Below are 18,854 nucleotides of genomic sequence, written 5' to 3' on the forward strand. Positions count from 1 at the left end.
CGGCGTGAAAGGGCCCGGAACCGTCAGGTTCCGGGCCCTTTCCGTAGCCGGCTTTCTACGCCGCCAGCCGGCCGTCCTAGCCGGCGAGCCACTGCTCCAGGGCGCGCAGGCAGGTTCGGATGGCATCGGCGGAAACGTGCTCGTTGTCCTTGTGGGCCAGCAGGGCGTCGCCCGGGCCGAAGTTCACTGCCGGGATCCCCAGTTCGCTGAACCGCGCGACGTCGGTCCAGCCGTATTTGGGTTTGGGCTCCGCACCCACAGCGGCAACGAAGGACGCGGCAGCCGGGTGCTGCAGTCCGGGACGCGCACCGGCGGCTGCATCGGTGCGCACCACGTCGAAGCCTTCCAGGAGCTCCCGGACATGCGCTTCAGCCTGGTCGGAGGTTTTGTCCGGGGCGAACCGGTAGTTGATCTCCACCACGCAGCGGTCCGGAATGACATTGCCGGCCGTGCCGCCGTTGATCTTCACCGCATTGAGGCTTTCCCGGTAATCAAGCCCGTCAACGTTGATGGTCCGTGGCTCGTAGGCGGCGAGGCGCGCCAGGATGGGGGCGGCGGCGTGGATGGCGTTGCTGCCCATCCACGCCCGGGCAGAGTGGGCGGCCTCCCCTGCAGTACTGGCTTCGAACCGGCTGGTTCCGTTGCAGCCGCCCTCCACCGTGCCGTCCGTCGGCTCCAGCAGGATGGCAAAATCTCCCTGCAGCAGGTCGCCGTGGTTCCGGACCAGGCGTCCCAGCCCGCTCTTCACCGCCTCAACTTCCTCATGGTCGTAGAACACGAAGGTGACGTCCCGCTTTGGCTGCGCGCCGTCGTCGAACATTCCCGCTGCCAGCGCCAGCTGGACCGCCACTCCGCCCTTCATGTCCGTGGCACCGCGCCCATAGAGGATCCCTTCACCCGGAACACCTGACTCCCAGCTGGAGGGGACGGTGCCCCTGGAACCTTCCGCCAGGGGCAACGGAACCGTATCCAGGTGCCCGGCGAGGATGACCCGTTCGCTGTGGCCCAGCTCCGTGCGGGCAATGATGGCGTCGCCGTCCCGGACCACGGTCAGCTGGGGAATCTCCCGCAGGGCGGCTTCGACGGCGTCCGCGAGCCGCTTCTCGTTGCCCGACACGCTGTTGATATCCATCAGTGCCGCGGTCAGCAGCGCCACGTCCTGGTGCAGGTCAAGGGTGGATACGGAAGATTCGGGGGCGGTTTCAGCAGTCACGAAGCCAGTCTAGTTCGAACCGCCAGCCCCGCCCTCGATAGACTGGGGCACATGACTGAGACCGCTTCCTCCGCCGTGCCCGAAACCCTGACTCCCAACGCTGACGACCGTTCCGCCCATGGCTTTGGCGTGGCCACCGTCGCCACCGCCGGCGGCGCGGATACTGTCCTGGACGTCTGGTTTCCCGCACCGGCACTCGGTGTTGCCGCCGAGGACCTCCGCTCGGTCGAAAATGCCGACGACGCCCTGACTGCCATCGCTGAGAACGGCGCAGACCAGGACCGCGGCACCGAGCAGAAGGTGGTCTTCGTCCAGATCAACCTCGACGAAGCCCCTGCCGACACCGCAGACGCCTACCTCCGGCTGCACCTTCTCTCGCACCGCCTGGTTAGGCCCAACACCATCAACCTGGATGGCATCTTCGGCAAGCTCCCCAACGTCGTGTGGACCAACTTTGGTCCCGCCGCAGTCGAGGGCTTCGAACTGACCCGCGCCCGGCTGCGCCGCCGGGGCGCCGTCACCGTCTACGGCATCGACAAGTTCCCGCGCATGGTGGACTACGTGGTACCCAGCGGCGTCAGGATTGCCGACGCCGACAGGGTCCGCCTGGGTGCGCACCTCGCCGCCGGCACGACCGTCATGCACGAGGGCTTCGTAAACTTCAACGCCGGAACCCTGGGCACGTCCATGGTGGAGGGGCGCATTTCCGCGGGCGTCGTGACCGGGGACGGGAGCGACGTCGGCGGCGGCGCCTCCATCATGGGAACCCTGTCCGGCGGCGGCAAGGAAAAGATCACCATCGGCGAGCGGGTCCTGCTCGGGGCGAACTCCGGCGTCGGCATCAGCATCGGTGATGATTCCGTCGTCGAGGCTGGCCTCTACGTCACGGCAGGCACCCGGGTCCGTGTGCCGGGCCCCAAGGACGAGGTGGGCGAGGACACCACCAGGATCGTCAAGGCCGCCGAACTCTCCGGCGTCCCCAACCTGCTGTTCCGCCGCAACTCCACCACGGGCGCGGTGGAGGCACTCCCCCGCAAGGGCCAGACCGTGGAACTGAACGACGCCCTGCACGCCAACTAGTACTTTCGTGGCACCCATGTCCGTGGCACGCAGGCGCGGCCTGCGCCGCCTCGCGGTGCTGCTCCTCACCCTTGCGCTGGCAGCGGGAGGCATCTACACGGCGGTGTACTTCGTGCAGCGTTCCGAGACCCTCGTGTCGGAACGCTGCACAGCCACAGCCGGCGACCGGACGGGGGAACTGGCGCCGGACCAGGCGGCCAACGCCGCCCTGATCACAGCGGCAGCCGTCCGGCGGGGCCTCCCCGCGCGCGCCGCCACCATCGCCCTGGCCACTGCCATGCAGGAGTCCAAGCTGCGCAACATCGGTCACGGCGACCAGGCCGGGCCGGACTCGCGCGGACTCTTCCAGCAGCGGCCGTCCCAGGGCTGGGGCACCGAGGCCCAGATCATGGACCCCTACTACGCGGTCAACGCCTTCTATGACGCCCTGGTGAAGATCCCGGGCTACGAGACGCTGGACATCACCGACGCTGCCCAGCAGGTCCAGCGGTCCGCCTACCCCAAGGCCTATGCCCAGCACGAAGAGATGGGCCGGGCGTTCGCTTCCGGGCTGACCGGCCAGACCCCGGCTGGCGTACAGTGCACGCTTCGCTCCCCCACGGCCGGTGGCAACTCGGCCACTGTGGTGACTGACCTGGACCAGGCCTACGGCGGCGTCGATGCGCAGGTGGACGGCGACACCCTGGTGGTGGACGCCGGCGGGGCACTGGGGTGGTCGGTTGCCGCGTGGGCAGTTGCCAACGCAAAGGACCTGGCCGTGACCAGGGTGGAAGTAGCCGGCCGCACCTGGGACCGGCCAGGCGGCGACGGGTGGCAGGCGGCGGGTGTCCAGGACGGGCAGGTGCGCATTACGGTGCGGAAGGACGACGCCGGCACGTAAGGGCCGCCGTCGGGCCGCCGGCCGCGTGTCAGACCAGGATTTCCAGCACCGGCTGGACATAGCTGCGGAACAGCTCAGGCTGCCCCATCAGCTCGTGGCTCATGATCATCTTGTCCGGTTCCAGGTACCACGCACGTTGTTCGTCCAGCGGCAACTCGATGATGGTCAGCGTGAAATCCCGGGAGTCCCGCCCCACCTCCATCAGCCTATCGTCCACCATGTCCCCGATCAGCTGGTCAATTCCGCTGGCCACCCGCTCCGCTTCGAGCTCGGCATATTCACTCCTCCGCTCCCGTGCCCAGGTGAGGGCAGAGCCAAAGTGGGCCTGCAGGACCCGCTGGAGGGCCGGGGAGTTGCCGAAGGCTTCGAAATCCGGCGGCGAAAGTTCCGGGGAGGTGTGCGGGTGGGCCTTGAGCAGTTGCTCCCACCAGGCCTCCCACTCGGTCTTCAGTGCCCCGAGCCCGCCGACATCCGCGGTCAGGTGGCTGTGGTCCGCTGAACGGACTTTGGGTGACGCATGGGACAGCATGGGGCGCCCCGCTCCGTTCAGGCCGGCAGCGTCCCGGACGTAAAGAGCAATCATCATCGGTCCGGATGTGTCGGTGGTGATCTGCCACCCTGAACCGCCTGCGTGCTGCATCCAAAGTCCTTTCCTGGCCTCCCGGTCCCGGGCGCCATATTCCGGCCCGGCCTACCCGGCTCCCAGTCTATTCCCGCAGCCAGTTCGCGGTAGTGCCGGACGGGCTTTGGTCGCTCAGCGTGCCAGCCCGTCCAGATGGCGCTCGAGCACGTCGCGGCACATCTGCGCCGTCATCCAGGCGGGCTGCAGGAGCGCGTGCATGCACAGTCCGTCCAACGTGGCCAGCAGCCGCTCCGCCTCCAGGACGAGGTTCTCCTGCGGTTCATCGTCCGGGAGCAGGCTTGCCACCAATGCACCCACGATGGCCGCCATTTCGCGGTGGCTGCGGTCCGCTTCCGCCACCAGGAAGGGCCGGATGCGTGCGGCGTTCTTGAAGGCCAGCCATGCGCAGGCTTCCACTGCTGTCACCTCATCCAGCGGAAGCATTCCACCCAGGAGGGTTAAAACGGCCTCGCGCTGGCCAGGGCTGGCCTTGCCGGCTCCGAACACGGCCGGCAGCAGGCCCTCCAGCCTGCCGACGACGCGGTCCACCACGGTGCCGAAGGCGAAGGCCAGGAGCTCCTCACTGCCCTCGAAGTAGTGCCGGACCGAGCCGACGGCCAGTCCGGCCTCGTCCGCCACTTCGCGCAGCGACGCCCGTTCGAGCCCGTCCACGGCGATGATGCGGAGAACCGCCTGCACTACGTCCTGCCGCCGGGCACCGGCGTCTACAATTTTGGGCACCATCCTTAGTAGCACACTTGTGCTTTTTCTGTCCCGTCACGGCCCACCCGCCGTCCGCCACATAGCGGCGGGCAACGCTGCGGGTGGGATAGCGTTGAGGCATGAAAATCTTGGTCACAGGGGGCACCGGTTACATCGGTTCCCATACTGTTCTGTCCCTGCAGGAAGCCGGCCACGACGTGGTCGTCATCGACAACCTGGTCAATTCCAGCGAGGAGTCGCTGCGCCGCGTAGCCGAACTCAGCGGCAAGACCGCGGAGTTCCACAACGTTGACCTGGTGGACGAGGCCGCCGTCGAAAAAGTTTTCGCCGGGAGCGGCATTGAAGCCGTCATCCACTTCGCAGGCCTCAAGGCCGTGGGTGAATCAGTGCAGGAGCCGCTGAAGTACTACTACAACAACCTGGTGGGCACGCTGAATCTGGTCCGCGTCATGGACAGGCACAGCGTCCGGTCCATCGTCTTCAGCTCGTCAGCCACCGTCTACGGGGAACACAACCCCATTCCGTATGTGGAAAAGATGGAAATCGGCGCGAACAACCCTTACGGGCGCACCAAGGAACAGATCGAGGACATCCTCTCCGACCTCGGCGCAGCCGACCCACAGTGGCACATAGCCCTGCTGCGCTACTTCAACCCGGTAGGCGCGCACCCCTCGGGCCGCATCGGTGAAGACCCGCAAGGCATTCCGAACAACCTTGTCCCGTTCATTGCCCAGGTGGCCGTGGGCCGGCGCGAGAAGCTTATGGTCTTCGGCGGCGACTACGACACCCCGGACGGCACCTGCCTGCGCGACTACATCCACGTGGTGGACCTGGCCGAAGGACACGTGGCCGCACTGAACCACATCGCGGACCGCACCGGTGTTTTCCGCTGGAACCTCGGATCCGGCAAGGGTTCCTCCGTCCTGGAGGTCCTGCGCTCCTTCGAAAAGGCAGTGGGCCAGCCCATCCCCTACGAGATCACCGGCCGCCGCGCGGGGGACCTCCCGGCCTTCTGGGCCGATGCCACCTCGGCCCTGGCAGACCTGAGCTGGTCCACCACGAAGACCGTGGACCAGATGTGCGAGGACCACTGGCGCTGGCAGAAGAACAACCCCCAGGGCTACGCCTCGTAGTCCCCTTGAATGTGGCACAACGCGCAGCGGCCGCCCACCTTGGAAAGGTGGGCGGCCGCCGTCGTTATTGCCGTTACTGTCCCTGGCTGACCGGGAATCAGCGTGCGGGGTAGTCGCGCTCCGGCTCGCCGATGTACAGCTGGCGCGGGCGGCCGATCTTGGTGTTCGGGTCGCTGATCATTTCGCGCCACTGGGCAATCCAGCCCGGCAGTCGGCCGATGGCGAACAGGACGGTGAACATCTTCTCGGGGAAGCCCATGGCCTTGTAGATCAGGCCGGTGTAGAAGTCCACGTTCGGGTAGAGCTTGCGCTGGATGAAGTAGTCGTCGCTGAGCGCCTTCTCTTCCAGGCGCATGGCGATGTCCAGCAGTTCGTCGTTGCCGCCGAGCTTGCTGAGGATCTCATGGGCCGTGGCCTTGACGATCTTGGCGCGCGGATCGTAGTTCTTGTAGACGCGGTGTCCGAAGCCCATGAGGCGGACGCCGTCTTCCTTGTTCTTGACCTTCTCCATGTAGTCCTCGGGCTTGAGGCCCTCGGCCTGGATCTGGCGGAGCATCTTCAGCACTGCCTCGTTGGCGCCACCGTGGGCAGGGCCGAAGAGTGCGTTGATGCCGGCCGAAACGGAGGCGAAGAGGTTGGCATTGGAGGAGCCCACCAGGCGCACGGTGGAGGTGGAGCAGTTCTGCTCGTGGTCCGCGTGCAGGATGAGGAGCAGGTCCAGCGCCTTGACGATGACCGGGTCCAGTTCGTACTGCTCCGCGGGGAGGCCGAAGCTGAGGCGCAGGAAGTTCTCCACCAGGTTCATGGAGTTGTCCGGGTACAGCATGGGCTGGCCGATGGACTTCTTGTGCGCGTAGGCGGCGATGACCGGCAGCTTGGCCATCAGGCGGATGGTGGAGACCTCCACCTGCTCGGCGTTGAACGGGTCCAGGGAGTCCTGGTAGAAGGTGGACAGCGCGGACACGGCCGAGGACAGCACCGGCATGGGGTGCGCGTCGCGGGGGAAGCCGCCGAAGAAGCCCTTGAGCTCCTCGTGCAGCAGGGTGTGGCGCCGGATCTTCTGGTCGAACTCGTCCAGCTCAGTGGGCGTGGGCAGGTTGCCGTAGATCAGCAGGTAGGACACCTCGAGGAAGCTGGAGTGCTGCGCCAGCTGCTCGATGGGGTACCCGCGGTAGCGCAGGATGCCCGCATCGCCGTCGATGTAGGTGATGGCGGACGTGGTTGCTGCGGTGTTCATGAAGCCGGGGTCAAAGGTCACGGCACCGGTCTGCTTGAGCAGCTTGGAGACGTCGTAACCTTCGTTCCCTTCAACAACCTGGATGCGCGGGAGCTTCAGCTCGCCACCTGCGTGGAGCAGGGTCGCAGCATTGTTGGTCTCAGTCATGGAGTCCCCTTCATGAGGCGTCTTCGGCCTCTGTCGAAAGCTTGATCCAACATCAGGTGAGCCGTGCACTGAGCCTGAGGAGACAGGTTCCAACACCCGGGCTGCCTTCTTGTAGAAAGCCACCATTGATCGTCAACTTAAAAAGTACCGCTCCTTGGCGGGTGTCACTAATCCGCAGGCTTCCCATCCGGCCTAAAATGCACCGAATGTGGGGCGAGTCACACGATTATTACGGGGTCCCTGGGAGCCGGATCAGGCCAGCCGTGCAACAGCGGCATCGATCCGCTCGTCGGATCCGGTCAGGGCCACGCGGACATAGCCGTTGCCCGCGTCACCGTAGAAGACGCCCGGGCCAACCACGATGCCCCGTTCGGCCAGTCGGGCCACCGTGGCCCACGTGTCCTCTCCCGCCGTCGACCACAGGTACAGGCCGGCATCGGACTCCTTGATCTCCAGGCCGAAGTCCAGCAGCGCGGGCACCAGGCGTTCGCGCCGGCCCCGGTACAGGTCCTTCTGGGCCTCGACGTGGGTGTCATCGCCCAGCGCCACCCGCATGGCCTCCTGGACGGGGTAGGGAACGATCATCCCCGCGTGCTTGCGGCTGTTGACCAGGTTGGGCATCAGGTCCGGATCACCGGCAACGAAGGCTGCGCGGTAGCCCGCCAGGTTGGACTGCTTGCTCAGCGAGTACACGGCCAGCAGGCCCTGGTGCGAGCCGCCGGCAACGTGGGGATCAAGGATACTGGGGACGCGCCGGCCGCCGCGCTGGACGTCCCAGTCGCCCCAGCCGAGCTCTGCGTAGCATTCGTCCGATGCCACCACGGCTCCGATTTCACGGGCCTGGACCACCAGGGCCTTCAGGGACTCCGCATCGCGGACGCTCCCCGTCGGGTTGCCCGGGGAATTGACCCAGATGAGCCGCACGCGTGCACGTGTTGCGTCGTCAAGCTCGTCCAGGTTGTCCGTGGCCACCGAAGTGACCCCGGCCAGGGTGGCACCGATATCGTACGTGGGGTAGGCCACCTTGGGACGTACGACGACGTCTCCGGGCTTAAGGCCCAGCAGCAGCGGCAGCCACGCAACGAGTTCCTTGGAACCCACCGTAGGCATGATGTTTTTGGGGTCCAGGCCCGCCACTCCGCGCCGGCGTTCGAACCAGCCCGCGATGGCTTCCCGCAGCGCCGGCGTGCCATGGACAGTGGGATATCCCGGAGCGTTGGCGGCGGCCTTCAGTGCGTCCTGGACCAACTGCGGGGTGGGATCCACGGGCGTGCCGATGGAGAGGTTGACTGCCCCGCCCGGGTGTTCCGAGGCCTTGGCCACGTAGGGGGCCATAGCCTCCCACGGGTAGTCGGGCAGGTTCAGGCCAAACGAATTCACTGCTGCGGTCACGTTCCCGTCCGCGTCAGTGGTCTTGGTTCTGCGGCGGCAGGGCTGCGATCATCGGGTGGTCCTTGCCCGTGTTGCCGATCTTTGCCGCCCCGCCCGGGGAGCCGAGGTCGTCGAAGAATTCGACGTTGGCCTTGTAGTAGTCGGCCCATTCCTCGGGAGTGTCATCCTCGTAGTAGATGGCCTCCACCGGGCACACCGGCTCGCAGGCGCCGCAGTCGACGCATTCGTCCGGATGGATGTACAGCGAACGCTCGCCTTCATAGATGCAGTCGACCGGGCACTCCTCAATGCATGCCTTGTCTTTAACATCCACACACGGCTGCGCGATTACGTACGTCACGTCCCTGGCCTCTCCACGTTGGGTTCCGGCTTGCCCGCCGGCTCTTGCATCCGGCAGCACGGCCGGACTCTTGACATCTGAGCCTATTATCTCCCAGCCCTTTCCCGCTAACCTAGCCGGCGGCCTAGTATGAACTGGTGAGTCTGCCAGCGTCCGCCCCCGTCCGCTTCCTGGCCGCGGCCGGCCCCGGAACCCGGGTGGTGGTGCGCTACCGGATCGATGGCGGCCTGACGGATGCGCTGGGCCACCTGCTGGCGTGCGACGCCGGTTCCTGCACCGTCCGCACCCGCCGGGCCGACGTCGTCATTCCCCTGGAGCTCGTGGTGGCCGCGAAGGAAGTCCCGCCCGCTCCCCCGCGCCGCCCCGCGCGCCCCGCCTAGGCCTCGCTGCGCCGGGACTGTCCCTGCGCCATGACCCGGTCCTTCACCGCGCCCGGCGGTACGTGGCCAGGGCCAGCTCCACCATCCGGACGAACTCCGCGGGGTCGCGGACCAGCATCTCGAACGTCACCCGAAGGGTTGGGACACCCCCGATGACGGTGACATTCCAGCGCCGCCTGTCTTCCCGGTAGGCCTCCCGGCTGCTGTGGTGGGCATAGCCGTCCGCCTCAATCCCCAGCAGACCATCAACAAGGAGATCCAGGTGGCCCATTCCAGGAATGTGCACCTGCAACTCGACTGTAAGCCCCGCTTCTTCAAGCAGATACCGGGCGATGGTTTCGATGATGGAGCCGGACTGGGGTCGGATTCTGCCAACCAGGTTCAGCAGGGCCTTTTCACGGGCGGCCGGAAACCGCGCCCGCAGCTCCGCGAGTTGGATGTGGCCCTTCTTGACGGCGGACTCCGCGATAGTCAGGCCTTGAAGAGCCGGCAGACAGCGGAGAGACTGGCAGACGACGTCCAGAGGAGTCAACGGAAGGTCGCTGCGGTGTACCACACAGCCGGCTATTGGCCTGCCATGGCGGGCGGCAAGATGCGGCCTATCCGGAACCTTGATCACCCATAACCCGGAAGCCACTGCGGCCGTGACGCAACCAGGTGCGGCGTGATGGCGCGCCGCATGGATAAGCACGGGGTCAGCATCCGAGCCAGCGCTTCAGAAACAGTTCGCATGTCTGAAGCCTGCGCCTGGCGGGGAGCATCCGCAGGTGGTGGAAACGGCTATGTGGAGAACGGACCCGGGCGCGGAAGCAGGCGCTCAGTGCGCCCACGCCGTTCCTGCGCATCGAGGCCTGGTTTGGCCGCGCCGCCCGGCTTAACGCAGAACGCCACCGGCAAATGCCGGTGGCGTTCTGCAGACCTGCGGAGTTACTAGGCCTTGGCGCGGGCGCGGTTGGCCTTGGCACGCTCGTTGGTATCCAGGATGACCTTGCGGATGCGGATGGCTTCCGGGGTCACCTCGACGCACTCATCCTCGCGGGCGAATTCCAGCGACTCTTCAAGGGTGAGTTCGCGCGGCGGCGTCAAGTTCTCAAACGTGTCGGAGGAAGCGGCACGCATGTTGGTGAGCTTCTTTTCCTTGGTGATGTTCACGTCCATGTCGTCGGCTCGGGAGTTCTCGCCCACGATCATGCCTTCGTAGACCTCGGAGGTGGGCTTCACGAAGAAGGAGCCGCGTTCCTGCAGGTTGATCATGGCGAACGGGGTAACCACACCGGCGCGGTCGGCAATCATGGAACCGTTGGTGCGGTACTCGATGGGGCCGGCCCACGGCTCATAGCCTTCTGAGATGGAAGCTGCGATGCCTGCACCGCGGGTGTCGGTCAGGAACCGGGTGCGGAACCCGATCAGGCCACGGGCCGGAACGATGAACTCCATGCGGCACCAGCCGGTGCCGTGGTTGGCCATGTTGGTCATCCGCCCCTTGCGGGCAGCCATGAGCTGGGTGACGGCGCCGAGGTACTCTTCCGGCACGTCGATGGTCATGTGCTCCATCGGCTCGTGGATCTTGCCGTCGATGGTCTTGGTGACAACCTGGGGCTTGCCGACGGTCAGTTCAAAGCCCTCGCGGCGCATCTGCTCGACCAGGATGGCCAGTGCGAGCTCGCCACGGCCCTGGACTTCCCAGGCGTCGGGACGCTCGGTCGGGAGGACCTTGATGGAGACGTTACCGATCAGTTCCTTGTCCAGCCGGTCCTTGACCTGGCGGGCGGTGACCTTGGCGCCCTTGACCTTGCCGGCCAGCGGGGAGGTGTTGATACCAATGGTCATGGAGATCGCGGGATCGTCCACGGTGATCAGCGGCAGCGGCTGGGGGTTCTCGACGTCGGTGAGGGTTTCACCGATGGTGATGTCCTCGATACCGGCGACGGCCACGATCTCGCCGGGCCCGGCGGACTCGGCCGGAACGCGCTCCAGTGCCTTGGTGGCGAGCAGTTCGGTGATCTTGACGGTCTTCAGCTCACCGTTCTGGCGGGCCCAGGCAACCTGCTGGCCCTTGCGGAGGGTGCCGTTGTAGATGCGGAGCAGCGCGAGTCGGCCCAGGAACGGGGAAGCGTCCAGGTTGGTGACGTGCGCCTGCAGGACGCCCTCAGGGTTGTACGTGGGCGCCGGGATGTGCTCAATGATGGTCTTGAAGAGCGGCTCGAGGTCCTCGTTGTCCGGTGCGGAGCCGTTGGCCGGCTGCTCGAGGGACGCGCGGCCAACCTTTGCGGCGGCGTACACAACGGGAACTTCCAGGACCTTGTCCAGGTCCAGGTCCGGCACTTCATCGGCGAGGTCGGAAGCCAGGCCCAGGAGCAGGTCCATGGACTCGTGGACAACTTCGTCAATGCGGGCGTCGGGGCGGTCGGTCTTGTTGACCAGGAGGATCACCGGGAGGTGCGCGGCCAGCGCCTTGCGCAGCACGAAGCGGGTCTGGGGCAGCGGGCCCTCGGAAGAGTCGACGAGGAGCACGACGCCGTCCACCATGGACAGGCCGCGCTCCACCTCGCCGCCGAAGTCGGCGTGGCCGGGGGTGTCGATGACGTTGATGGTGATGGTCTCGCCGTTGGAGGAGGGACCGTTGTAGGCCACCGTGGTGTTCTTGGCCAGGATGGTGATGCCCTTTTCGCGCTCCAGGTCGCCGGAGTCCATGACCCGGTCCTCGACGTGGTTGTGCTCGGCGAAGGAGTTGGTCTGCTTGAGCATGGCGTCGACCAGGGTGGTCTTGCCGTGGTCAACGTGGGCCACGATCGCGACGTTGCGGAGGTCACTGCGCGATGCAGTGGCTACCGCAGTGTTGGTGGTGGTTTCAGACATGCGTAAAGGCTCGATTCAGTGGAGTCAGCTGTTGTATCGCGACATTTCCAACTGGAACGCACGACGGACAAGGCCCTTGGCACAGGGCGCCTTCCTCTATTCTAGCCGCTGAGTTATTTGTTGGCCTAAATTCCGGCGGGACAGGCTGCCGCCGATTGAGCCAGTATCAGCCACGGCGCCGCAATGGGTGTGACCAAGTTCACTCCAGGATTCCGGTGCATGACATGATGTCTGTGACACAGCCCATCCATTGAGCACGCCGGAGACAAACGATGCCCCCTGCAAAGGCAAGCACCCTGCGTGGTTTCGCCTGGGCTGCCTGCGCCGCGGTCTCCGCGCTCGTGGCGGTATCGGGAATCGTGGGCAACACCGGGGGCGACGCTGTTCCCGGTACAGCCCTGTCACGGGCGGCCGCAGGCCAGGTATCCGGCGGCCGGACCGGCAGCGCCGAACCTGCCGTGGCAGCCACGGCCCGCGTCCTGAATACAGGCAACGGACGGCTGGAAGCGGTTGTGCCCGACGTCGCCGGCACCGTCCTGCTGATCGGGGACTCGCAGGCGGAACCCGTTGACGGCTGGCCGCGCCTGGGCCTCGCTGCCGCCGGGTACAACGTGTACTTTTGCGGCCGCGGCGGCACGGGCTACGTCGCGGCGAACGGTGCCACGGGAAACTACATAGACGCCCTGCAGCGCGGAGACTGGCTTCTCCCCTCCGGCACTCCCGCATTGATTGTGGTCGAAGGTGGCGGCAACGATGCCGCCGGCGGGGCAAGCAACGCACAGATCGCCCGGAATGCCGAACGGCTGGTCACTGAACTCCGGACCCGCTATCCCGGCACACGGCTGGCGATGATCGGCACCTTGGCGCGCGGAGCGAACGACGGCGGCGGCCGCCGGAGCGAGGTTGACGCCGTGTTGGGTGCCGTGGCGGGAGCCAACGGACTGCCGTTCATCTCTGCAGGCGACTGGCTCACCAGGTACGGGCTGGCGAAAGACCTCGCCGATGCGGTGCACATGAACTCTGATGGCCGCCGGGCCCTTGGCGGAATCCTCGCAGCCAGGCTCCGGGAACTTGGACTTGGCCGCAATCCTTCGCCGGCCCAAGGAGCCCTCGCTGCCGTGCCCGAAGCGGGCAGTACGTTCCAGGACTGACAGCCGCAGCGTTTCTGTCTTCAGCGCACATGGGAGGAGCCGGGACCCGAAGGTCCCGGCTCCAGCCATTCCGAAGAAAGGCTCCAGCTACGCCACCTCGGGCGGAAGCATGAGCTTCGCACCGGGGATGGCGTTGAGCAGGGCCTTCGTGTATTCCTGCTGGGGCGACTCGAAGACATCGTCCGTGGATCCCGTTTCCACCAGGCGCCCCTTTTCCATGACGCACACATGGTCGGCAATTTGCCGCACCACTGCGAGGTCGTGGGTGATGAACAGGTAGGTCAGCCCAAGGTTGGCCTGGAGGTCGGCGAGCAGGTTCAGCACTTGCGCCTGAACCAGGACGTCGAGGGCGGAGACAGCCTCATCACAGATGATGACCTCGGGGTCCAGCGCCAGTGCCCGGGCAATGGCAACACGCTGCCGCTGCCCGCCTGACAGCTCGTTGGGATAGCGCTGCATGGCGGACTGTGGCAGTGCCACCTGGTCCAGCAGCGTCCGGACCTTCTTCTCCCGGCTGGCCTGGTCCCCGATCTTGTGGACCCGCAATGGCTCCTCGATGGTGCGGAAGATGTTGTACATCGGATCGAGCGAGCCGTACGGGTCCTGGAAAATCGGCTGGACCCGCCGGCGGAACTTGAACAGTTCGCCGGGCTTCAGGGCCGACGTGTCGACGCCGTCGAACAGGATCCTCCCGTCCGTCGGCTTTTCCAGCTGGAGCACCATCTTGGCCACTGTGGACTTGCCGGATCCGGACTCCCCCACGATCGCCGTCGTGGTGCCGCGCCGGACGTCGAAGCTCACGCCGTCGACGGCTGCGAAGTCCGTCGCCTTGCCCAGCCCCGAGCGGAGCTTGTAGACCTTCCGCAGGTCCTGGATCTGCAGGAAGGTCTCCGGCTTCACCGTTTCGGCGGCAGGTGCCAGCAGGTCCGACGTCTCCACGCCCTGTTCCTTGGCCACCTGGATGCGGCGGCTGGCAAGGGAAGGCGCGGACTCGACGAGCCGCTTGGTGTACGGGTGCTGGGGATTGCGCAACAGTTCCAGTGACGGGCCCGCCTCAACGACGCGGCCCTGGTACATGACCACGACCTTGTCGGCACGCTCGGCGGCCAGGCCAAGATCGTGGGTGATCAGCAGCACCGACGTGCCCAGGTCCTTGGTCATGGTCTCCAAGTGGTCCAGGATCTGCCGCTGGACAGTGACGTCGAGGGCCGACGTCGGCTCGTCCGCAATCAGCAGGCGCGGCTGGCAGGAGAGGCCAATGGCGATCAGTGCACGCTGGCGCATACCGCCGGAGAACTCGTGCGGGTACTGGCCGGCCCGGCGCTTCGCGTCCGGAAGTCCCGCCTGGGACAGCACCTTGGCGATATCGTCCGGACCGCTGGGCCGGCCGTTCGCCCGCAGTGTCTCCCGGACCTGGTACCCGATCTTCCACACGGGATTCAGGTTGGACATCGGGTCCTGCGGAACCATGCCGATGGTGTTGCCGCGCAGCTCGATCATGCGTTGCTCGCTCGCATGGGCGATGTCCTCGCCGTCGAGCAGGATCTGGCCGCCGGACACCTTGCCGTTGTTGGGCAGCAGGCCGATGGCGGCCAGGGCGGTGGTGGACTTGCCGGAGCCCGACTCGCCCACGATGGCTACGGTTTCGCCGGGCATGATGGTCAGGTGCGCATTACGCACTGCCTTGACCTCGCCGCTGCCGGTCTTGAAGGTGATGGCAAGGTCGCGGATCTCGAGCAGCGGCCTTACACCGGCGGCCCCGGATTCATCAATACGGACGTCTGCACTGGTCATCTTGTTATCTCTCATCGCTGACGGCTCTTCGGGTCCAGGGCGTCACGCACGGCGTCCCCGAGCATGATGAAGCTCAACACCGTAATGGACAGCGCCGCGGCCGGGTAGAGCATGATTTCCGGCCGGGTCCTGATCGATGCCTGCGCGCCGGCGATGTCATTGCCCCAGGACATGATGCTCTGGGGCAGACCGATACCCAGGAAGGACAGGGTGGCTTCGGCCACGATGAACACGCCCAGTTCCAGCGTCGCCAGGACGATGATCGGAGCCAAAGCGTTGGGCAGGACGTGGCGGATCAGTGCGCCGAACTTGGAGACCCCCAGCGCGCGGGCAGCGGTAACGAAGTCCGCGTTGCGTACTTCGATGACGGCTCCGCGGGTGATGCGGGCCATCTGCGGCCACGCAAGGAGCGAAATGACGAACACCACGGTCCACACGCTCTTGTTCTCCCGGAAAAGGGGCAGCTGCGTGATCACCAAGGCACCCAGGACCAGCGGCAGGGCGAAGAAGATGTCACCCAGGCGTGCGAGGACGGCGTCGACCCAGCCACCGTAATAGCCGGCGAGGGCGCCGAGTGTCACACCGATCACCAGCACGCAGAGGACGGAAAGCAGGCCTACGGAAAGCGAGGCCTGCGTGCCGTGGATAACCCTGGAGTAGACGTCGCAGCCCTGGAAAGTGAAGCCGAACGGGTGCCCGGCCGTGGGGGCGCCTTCGGAATTGGCCAGCTCACAGCCCTCGTTGGGGGGCGTCGATGTGAACAGGCCCGGGAACAGCGCAACCACAATCAGGGCAAGGATGAGCAGTGCCGAGATGATGAACAGCGGACGACGCCGGAGCTTGCGCCAGGCATCGGCCCACAGGCTGAGCGGGGCTTGGTCCGCCTTCACGGCGTCAGTGGCCTGCAGCGGGGTCTCATCAATGGGGGCCACGAAGTGGCTGTTATTACTGGTCATAGCGGATCCTCGGGTCAAGCCAGGCGTACAAAAGATCGACAAGCAGGTTGGCCACCACGAACACCAGCACCAGCACGCTGACGATGGAGACGATGGTGGGGCCTTCACTGCGGAGGACAGCCTGGTAGAGCTTGTTGCCGACTCCGGGAACGTTGAAGATGCCTTCAGTAACAATGGCACCGCCCATGAGGCCGCCAAGGTTGGCGCCCAGGTAGGTCACTACCGGGATCAGTGAGTTACGCAGGATGTGCGCCACCACTACCCGCGGCCGGGAAAGGCCCTTGGCGGTGGCTGTCCGCACGTAGTCGGCGTTCATGTTCTCGCTGACCGATGCACGGGTCAGGCGAAGGACATAGGCGAAGGACACGAGTCCAAGGACCACCGCCGGCAACAGCAGGGTGACCCAGTTGGCGTTGGCGCCCACGGTGGGTTTTGCCCAGCCAAGCTGCACGCCGAACACGAGCTGGAAGACGAAGCCCAGGACGAAGGTGGGGACTGCGATGACCACCAGCGAGGCGACCAGGACAGTGGAGTCGAACCAGCCACCACGGCGCAGGCCGGCGAAGACGCCGAAGGCAACGCCGAAGATGGCCTGGATGGCCAGTGCCTCAATGGCGAGCATCGCCGTCACGGGGAAGACGCGGGCGAGGCTGGCTGCAATCGGCTGCCCCGTGAAGTCATTGCCCAGGTTAAACGTGAAGAGGTTCTTGAGGAACAGTCCGTACTGGACCCAGAAGGGTTGGTCCAGGTTGTACTGGGTGCGCAGGGTGTCGATGACTGACTGCGGGGGCTGGCGGTCGCCGAACAGCGCCGCGATGGGATCGCCCGGCAGGGCGAACACCATGTAGTACACCAAGAGGGTAGTGCCGAGGAAAACAGGGATCACCTGGAGGAGTCGGCGCAGGATGAACCGGATCACAGGATCACCTGCCTTCCGGTAAAGGGGAAAACGCGTTCATGAATGCCTTCCTGCCGCTTGCAAGCCAATGGGGGCCCGGACGTGACCGGAACCCCCATCAGCCTTACGGCAAGTTAGATCTGGGACTACTTGGCGGTGATGCCGTAGTAGAGAATTTCACCGTTCCAGCCAGTTTCGGCCTTCGTGATGTTGTTGCTCCACACGATCGGACGTGCCTGGTCCCACAGCGGCAGGCCGGGCAGGTCCTGGAACAGGATCTCCTGCGCCTGGTTGAACTTGGCGTTTGCCTCGTCGGTGGTCTTGCTGGCAAGGCCTTCCTTGAGGAGCTTGTCGAACTCGGGGTTCGAGTACTTCTCGTAGTTCGACGGAGCGTCAGTGGCCCAAACCGGACCCAGGAAGTTGTAGAGCGACGGGTAGTCACCCTGCCAACCGGAGCGGGTCAGGCCCGGAAGCTGCTGGGACTTGCGCAGGTTCAGGACTTCGGCGAACTTGGCGAAGGGCTGGATTTCAGCCTGGATGCCGAGGTTGTTCTTGAAGCCGTTGGTTACGGCGTCGATCCATTCCTTGTTGCCGCCGTCGGTGTTGGAGGCAATCTGGAGCGGCTTGGAGTCGTCGTACGGCTTGATCTTGTTGGCCTGGTCCCACAGGTCCTTTGCCTTGGCGGCGTCGAACTTCAGGACTTCGCTGCCCTTGAGGCCTTCCTTGAAACCGTCGATGACCGGCGGCGCGAACGCCTTGGCCGGGGTACGGGTGCCGTTGAAGACCACCTTGGCGATTTCCTCGCGGTTGATGGCGTAGGACAGTGCCTGGCGGCGCAGCTTGCCGGCTTCACCCTGGAAGTTCGGGTTGTAACCGGGGATGTTCAGCGTGGAGTCGGTGGCAACAGCCTTGGTGGCATTGCGGTCCGGGAAATCGTTGACGTAGGTCTTCAGGGCGTTGGACGGCAGGACGTCGGTGATGTCCAGGTTGTCCGACTGCAGGTCCGTGTAAGCGGGGCCCGGATCGGTGTAGAACTTGAACGTCACGCCACCGTTCTTGGCGGGGCGGGTGCCGTTGTAGTCGGCGTTCTTGACCAGGGAGATGGACTGGTCGTGGACCCAGGAGCCCTGCTTCTCGAACTTGTAGGGACCGTTGCCCACGGGGTTCTCACCGTAGGACTTGGGGTCCTTCAGTGCTGCGGAGGGCATGGGGTAGAAGGCGGAGTAACCGAGGCGCAGGGACCAGTCGGCCTCAGGCTGGGCGAGCTTGACCGTGATGGTCGAGTCATCCGTCGCCTTCAGGCCCGACATCGTGTCGGCGGTCGGCGCGGGAGTGGTGGTCTTCTTGCCGTCCGCACCTGTCGAGGACGTTACCGCGGATACTTCCGGGTAGCCCTCGATGGACTCAAAGAAGAAGCCGTTCTGCTGCAGGTTCTTCGAGTTGGCGGCGAAGTTCCAGGAGTCGACGAAGGTCTTGGCCGTGATGGCCTCACCGTTGGTGAACTTCTGGCCCTGCTTGACCTTGATGGTCCAGTTCTGCGCGTCGGGAGACTCGATGGATTCGGCCAGCGCATTGACTGCCTTGCCGTTCGCGTCGTAGCTGCGGAGACCTTCGAAGAGCAGGTTGACGACGCGGCCGCCATAAACCTCTCCGGTGTTTGCCGGCAGCAACGGGTTTTGTGGCTCGTTGCTGTAGGCGGTGATGACCTTGTTCGGATCGCCGGCTGCGTTGCTGGATCCGTCAGTGCCGCCGCCGCCGCCGGCGCCGCACCCGGTCAGGGCAAGCGCGGCGACCGCCACGATGCCCAGTGCTTTGGAAGTGCGCGTAAAACGCATTCCGCCTCCTATGAGTTGTGGGAGAGATGTATAGGGGAATCTTGTGCTTCCCCGCAGGCCGAAGCAGCTCACCGCTGTGACGGAACCTACACAATACGAGTTAGCCTAACCGCACGCAGTCCAGATATTGGTACTCCGTTGCCAAACCGTGACCGGGGCAGTGCAATGCCCCCGTCAGGTGTGGATAGTTAGGCACGTCACATGCTACTCGGCG

General features: G+C 65.4%; 17 protein-coding genes. 5 read left to right on the top strand and 12 right to left on the bottom strand.

The annotated features are described in order from the left end of the window. Positions 1 to 76: 76 nt before the first annotated feature. Positions 77 to 1,213 (bottom strand): succinyl-diaminopimelate desuccinylase, encoded by a 1,137-nt coding sequence (gene dapE, locus PV772_RS08640; protein ID WP_347885879.1) that lies wholly within the window; start codon positions 1,211 to 1,213, stop codon positions 77 to 79. Between the two features lie 51 nt (positions 1,214 to 1,264). Here dapE and dapD point away from each other — a divergent pair, with 51 nt between their 5' ends. Then, positions 1,265 to 2,293, top strand: coding sequence for a 2,3,4,5-tetrahydropyridine-2,6-dicarboxylate N-succinyltransferase (gene dapD, locus PV772_RS08645; RefSeq protein WP_141181981.1), 1,029 nt, complete (start codon positions 1,265 to 1,267; stop codon positions 2,291 to 2,293). Positions 2,294 to 2,309: 16 nt separating this feature from the next. Then, entirely contained in the window at positions 2,310 to 3,173 is an 864-nt protein-coding gene (locus PV772_RS08650) for a hypothetical protein (RefSeq protein ID WP_141161525.1), read from the top strand. Between the two features lie 28 nt (positions 3,174 to 3,201). On the opposite strand, the gene PV772_RS08655 is transcribed toward PV772_RS08650, so the two are convergent. Further along, complete coding sequence (locus PV772_RS08655) at positions 3,202 to 3,813, bottom strand: hypothetical protein (protein WP_141159886.1); 612 nt, start codon at positions 3,811 to 3,813, stop codon at positions 3,202 to 3,204. A 114-nt stretch (positions 3,814 to 3,927) separates the two neighbouring features. Then, the gene (locus PV772_RS08660; protein WP_347885880.1) at positions 3,928 to 4,536 is read right to left on the bottom strand and encodes a TetR family transcriptional regulator C-terminal domain-containing protein; all 609 of its coding nucleotides are present in this window, start codon (positions 4,534 to 4,536) and stop codon (positions 3,928 to 3,930) included. Between the two features lie 101 nt (positions 4,537 to 4,637). On the opposite strand from PV772_RS08660, the gene galE reads away from it, so the two are divergent. Next, the gene (gene galE, locus PV772_RS08665) at positions 4,638 to 5,651 is read left to right on the top strand and encodes a UDP-glucose 4-epimerase GalE (protein ID WP_141181982.1); all 1,014 of its coding nucleotides are present in this window, start codon (positions 4,638 to 4,640) and stop codon (positions 5,649 to 5,651) included. 97 nt (positions 5,652 to 5,748) lie between these two features. Here the strand turns inward: galE and PV772_RS08670 are convergent, their stop codons facing one another. The 3 genes from PV772_RS08670 to fdxA form a co-directional block, all read right to left on the bottom strand. After that, on the bottom strand, positions 5,749 to 7,035 hold the full coding sequence (locus PV772_RS08670) for a citrate synthase (RefSeq protein ID WP_056334606.1): 1,287 nt from the start codon (positions 7,033 to 7,035) through the stop codon (positions 5,749 to 5,751). 252 nt (positions 7,036 to 7,287) lie between these two features. Then, positions 7,288 to 8,427 (bottom strand): succinyldiaminopimelate transaminase, encoded by a 1,140-nt coding sequence (gene dapC / locus PV772_RS08675; RefSeq protein ID WP_141159882.1) that lies wholly within the window; start codon positions 8,425 to 8,427, stop codon positions 7,288 to 7,290. 13 nt (positions 8,428 to 8,440) lie between these two features. Beyond that, complete coding sequence (fdxA, locus tag PV772_RS08680) at positions 8,441 to 8,767, bottom strand: ferredoxin (protein WP_013601705.1); 327 nt, start codon at positions 8,765 to 8,767, stop codon at positions 8,441 to 8,443. A gap of 137 nt (positions 8,768 to 8,904) precedes the next feature. On the opposite strand from fdxA, the gene PV772_RS08685 reads away from it, so the two are divergent. Further along, positions 8,905 to 9,147, top strand: a complete 243-nt coding sequence (locus tag PV772_RS08685; protein WP_347885881.1) for a hypothetical protein — start codon at positions 8,905 to 8,907, stop codon at positions 9,145 to 9,147. 43 nt (positions 9,148 to 9,190) lie between these two features. On the opposite strand, the gene PV772_RS08690 is transcribed toward PV772_RS08685, so the two are convergent. Next, the gene (locus tag PV772_RS08690; protein ID WP_347885882.1) at positions 9,191 to 9,679 is read right to left on the bottom strand and encodes a hypothetical protein; all 489 of its coding nucleotides are present in this window, start codon (positions 9,677 to 9,679) and stop codon (positions 9,191 to 9,193) included. A 398-nt stretch (positions 9,680 to 10,077) separates the two neighbouring features. Next, the gene (typA, locus tag PV772_RS08695; RefSeq protein WP_141159879.1) at positions 10,078 to 12,006 is read right to left on the bottom strand and encodes a translational GTPase TypA; all 1,929 of its coding nucleotides are present in this window, start codon (positions 12,004 to 12,006) and stop codon (positions 10,078 to 10,080) included. Between the two features lie 272 nt (positions 12,007 to 12,278). On the opposite strand from typA, the gene PV772_RS08700 reads away from it, so the two are divergent. Then, on the top strand, positions 12,279 to 13,157 hold the full coding sequence (locus PV772_RS08700) for an SGNH/GDSL hydrolase family protein (RefSeq protein WP_347885883.1): 879 nt from the start codon (positions 12,279 to 12,281) through the stop codon (positions 13,155 to 13,157). Positions 13,158 to 13,244: 87 nt separating this feature from the next. Here the strand turns inward: PV772_RS08700 and PV772_RS08705 are convergent, their stop codons facing one another. The 4 genes from PV772_RS08705 to PV772_RS08720 all read right to left on the bottom strand — a co-directional run bounded on the left by PV772_RS08705 (position 13,245) and on the right by PV772_RS08720 (position 18,640). Beyond that, entirely contained in the window at positions 13,245 to 14,951 is a 1,707-nt protein-coding gene (locus tag PV772_RS08705) for an ABC transporter ATP-binding protein (RefSeq protein ID WP_141159877.1), read from the bottom strand. 11 nt (positions 14,952 to 14,962) lie between these two features. Then, positions 14,963 to 15,907 carry an ABC transporter permease gene (locus PV772_RS08710; protein WP_141159876.1) on the bottom strand — a complete coding sequence of 315 codons (945 nt, stop codon included), beginning with the start codon at positions 15,905 to 15,907 and terminating at the stop codon, positions 14,963 to 14,965. After that, a complete protein-coding gene (locus PV772_RS08715) occupies positions 15,897 to 16,826 on the bottom strand; it encodes an ABC transporter permease (protein WP_141181986.1) in 930 nt (309 codons plus the stop codon). Before PV772_RS08715 ends, PV772_RS08710 begins: the two co-directional genes overlap by 11 nt. A 125-nt stretch (positions 16,827 to 16,951) precedes the next feature. After that, positions 16,952 to 18,640, bottom strand: a complete 1,689-nt coding sequence (locus PV772_RS08720; protein ID WP_141159874.1) for an ABC transporter substrate-binding protein — start codon at positions 18,638 to 18,640, stop codon at positions 16,952 to 16,954. Positions 18,641 to 18,854: the final 214 nt, after the last annotated feature.

Origin of the sequence: Pseudarthrobacter sp. CC12 (genome assembly GCF_039907755.1) — a bacterium.
GTDB classification, from domain to species: domain Bacteria; phylum Actinomycetota; class Actinomycetes; order Actinomycetales; family Micrococcaceae; genus Arthrobacter; species Arthrobacter niigatensis.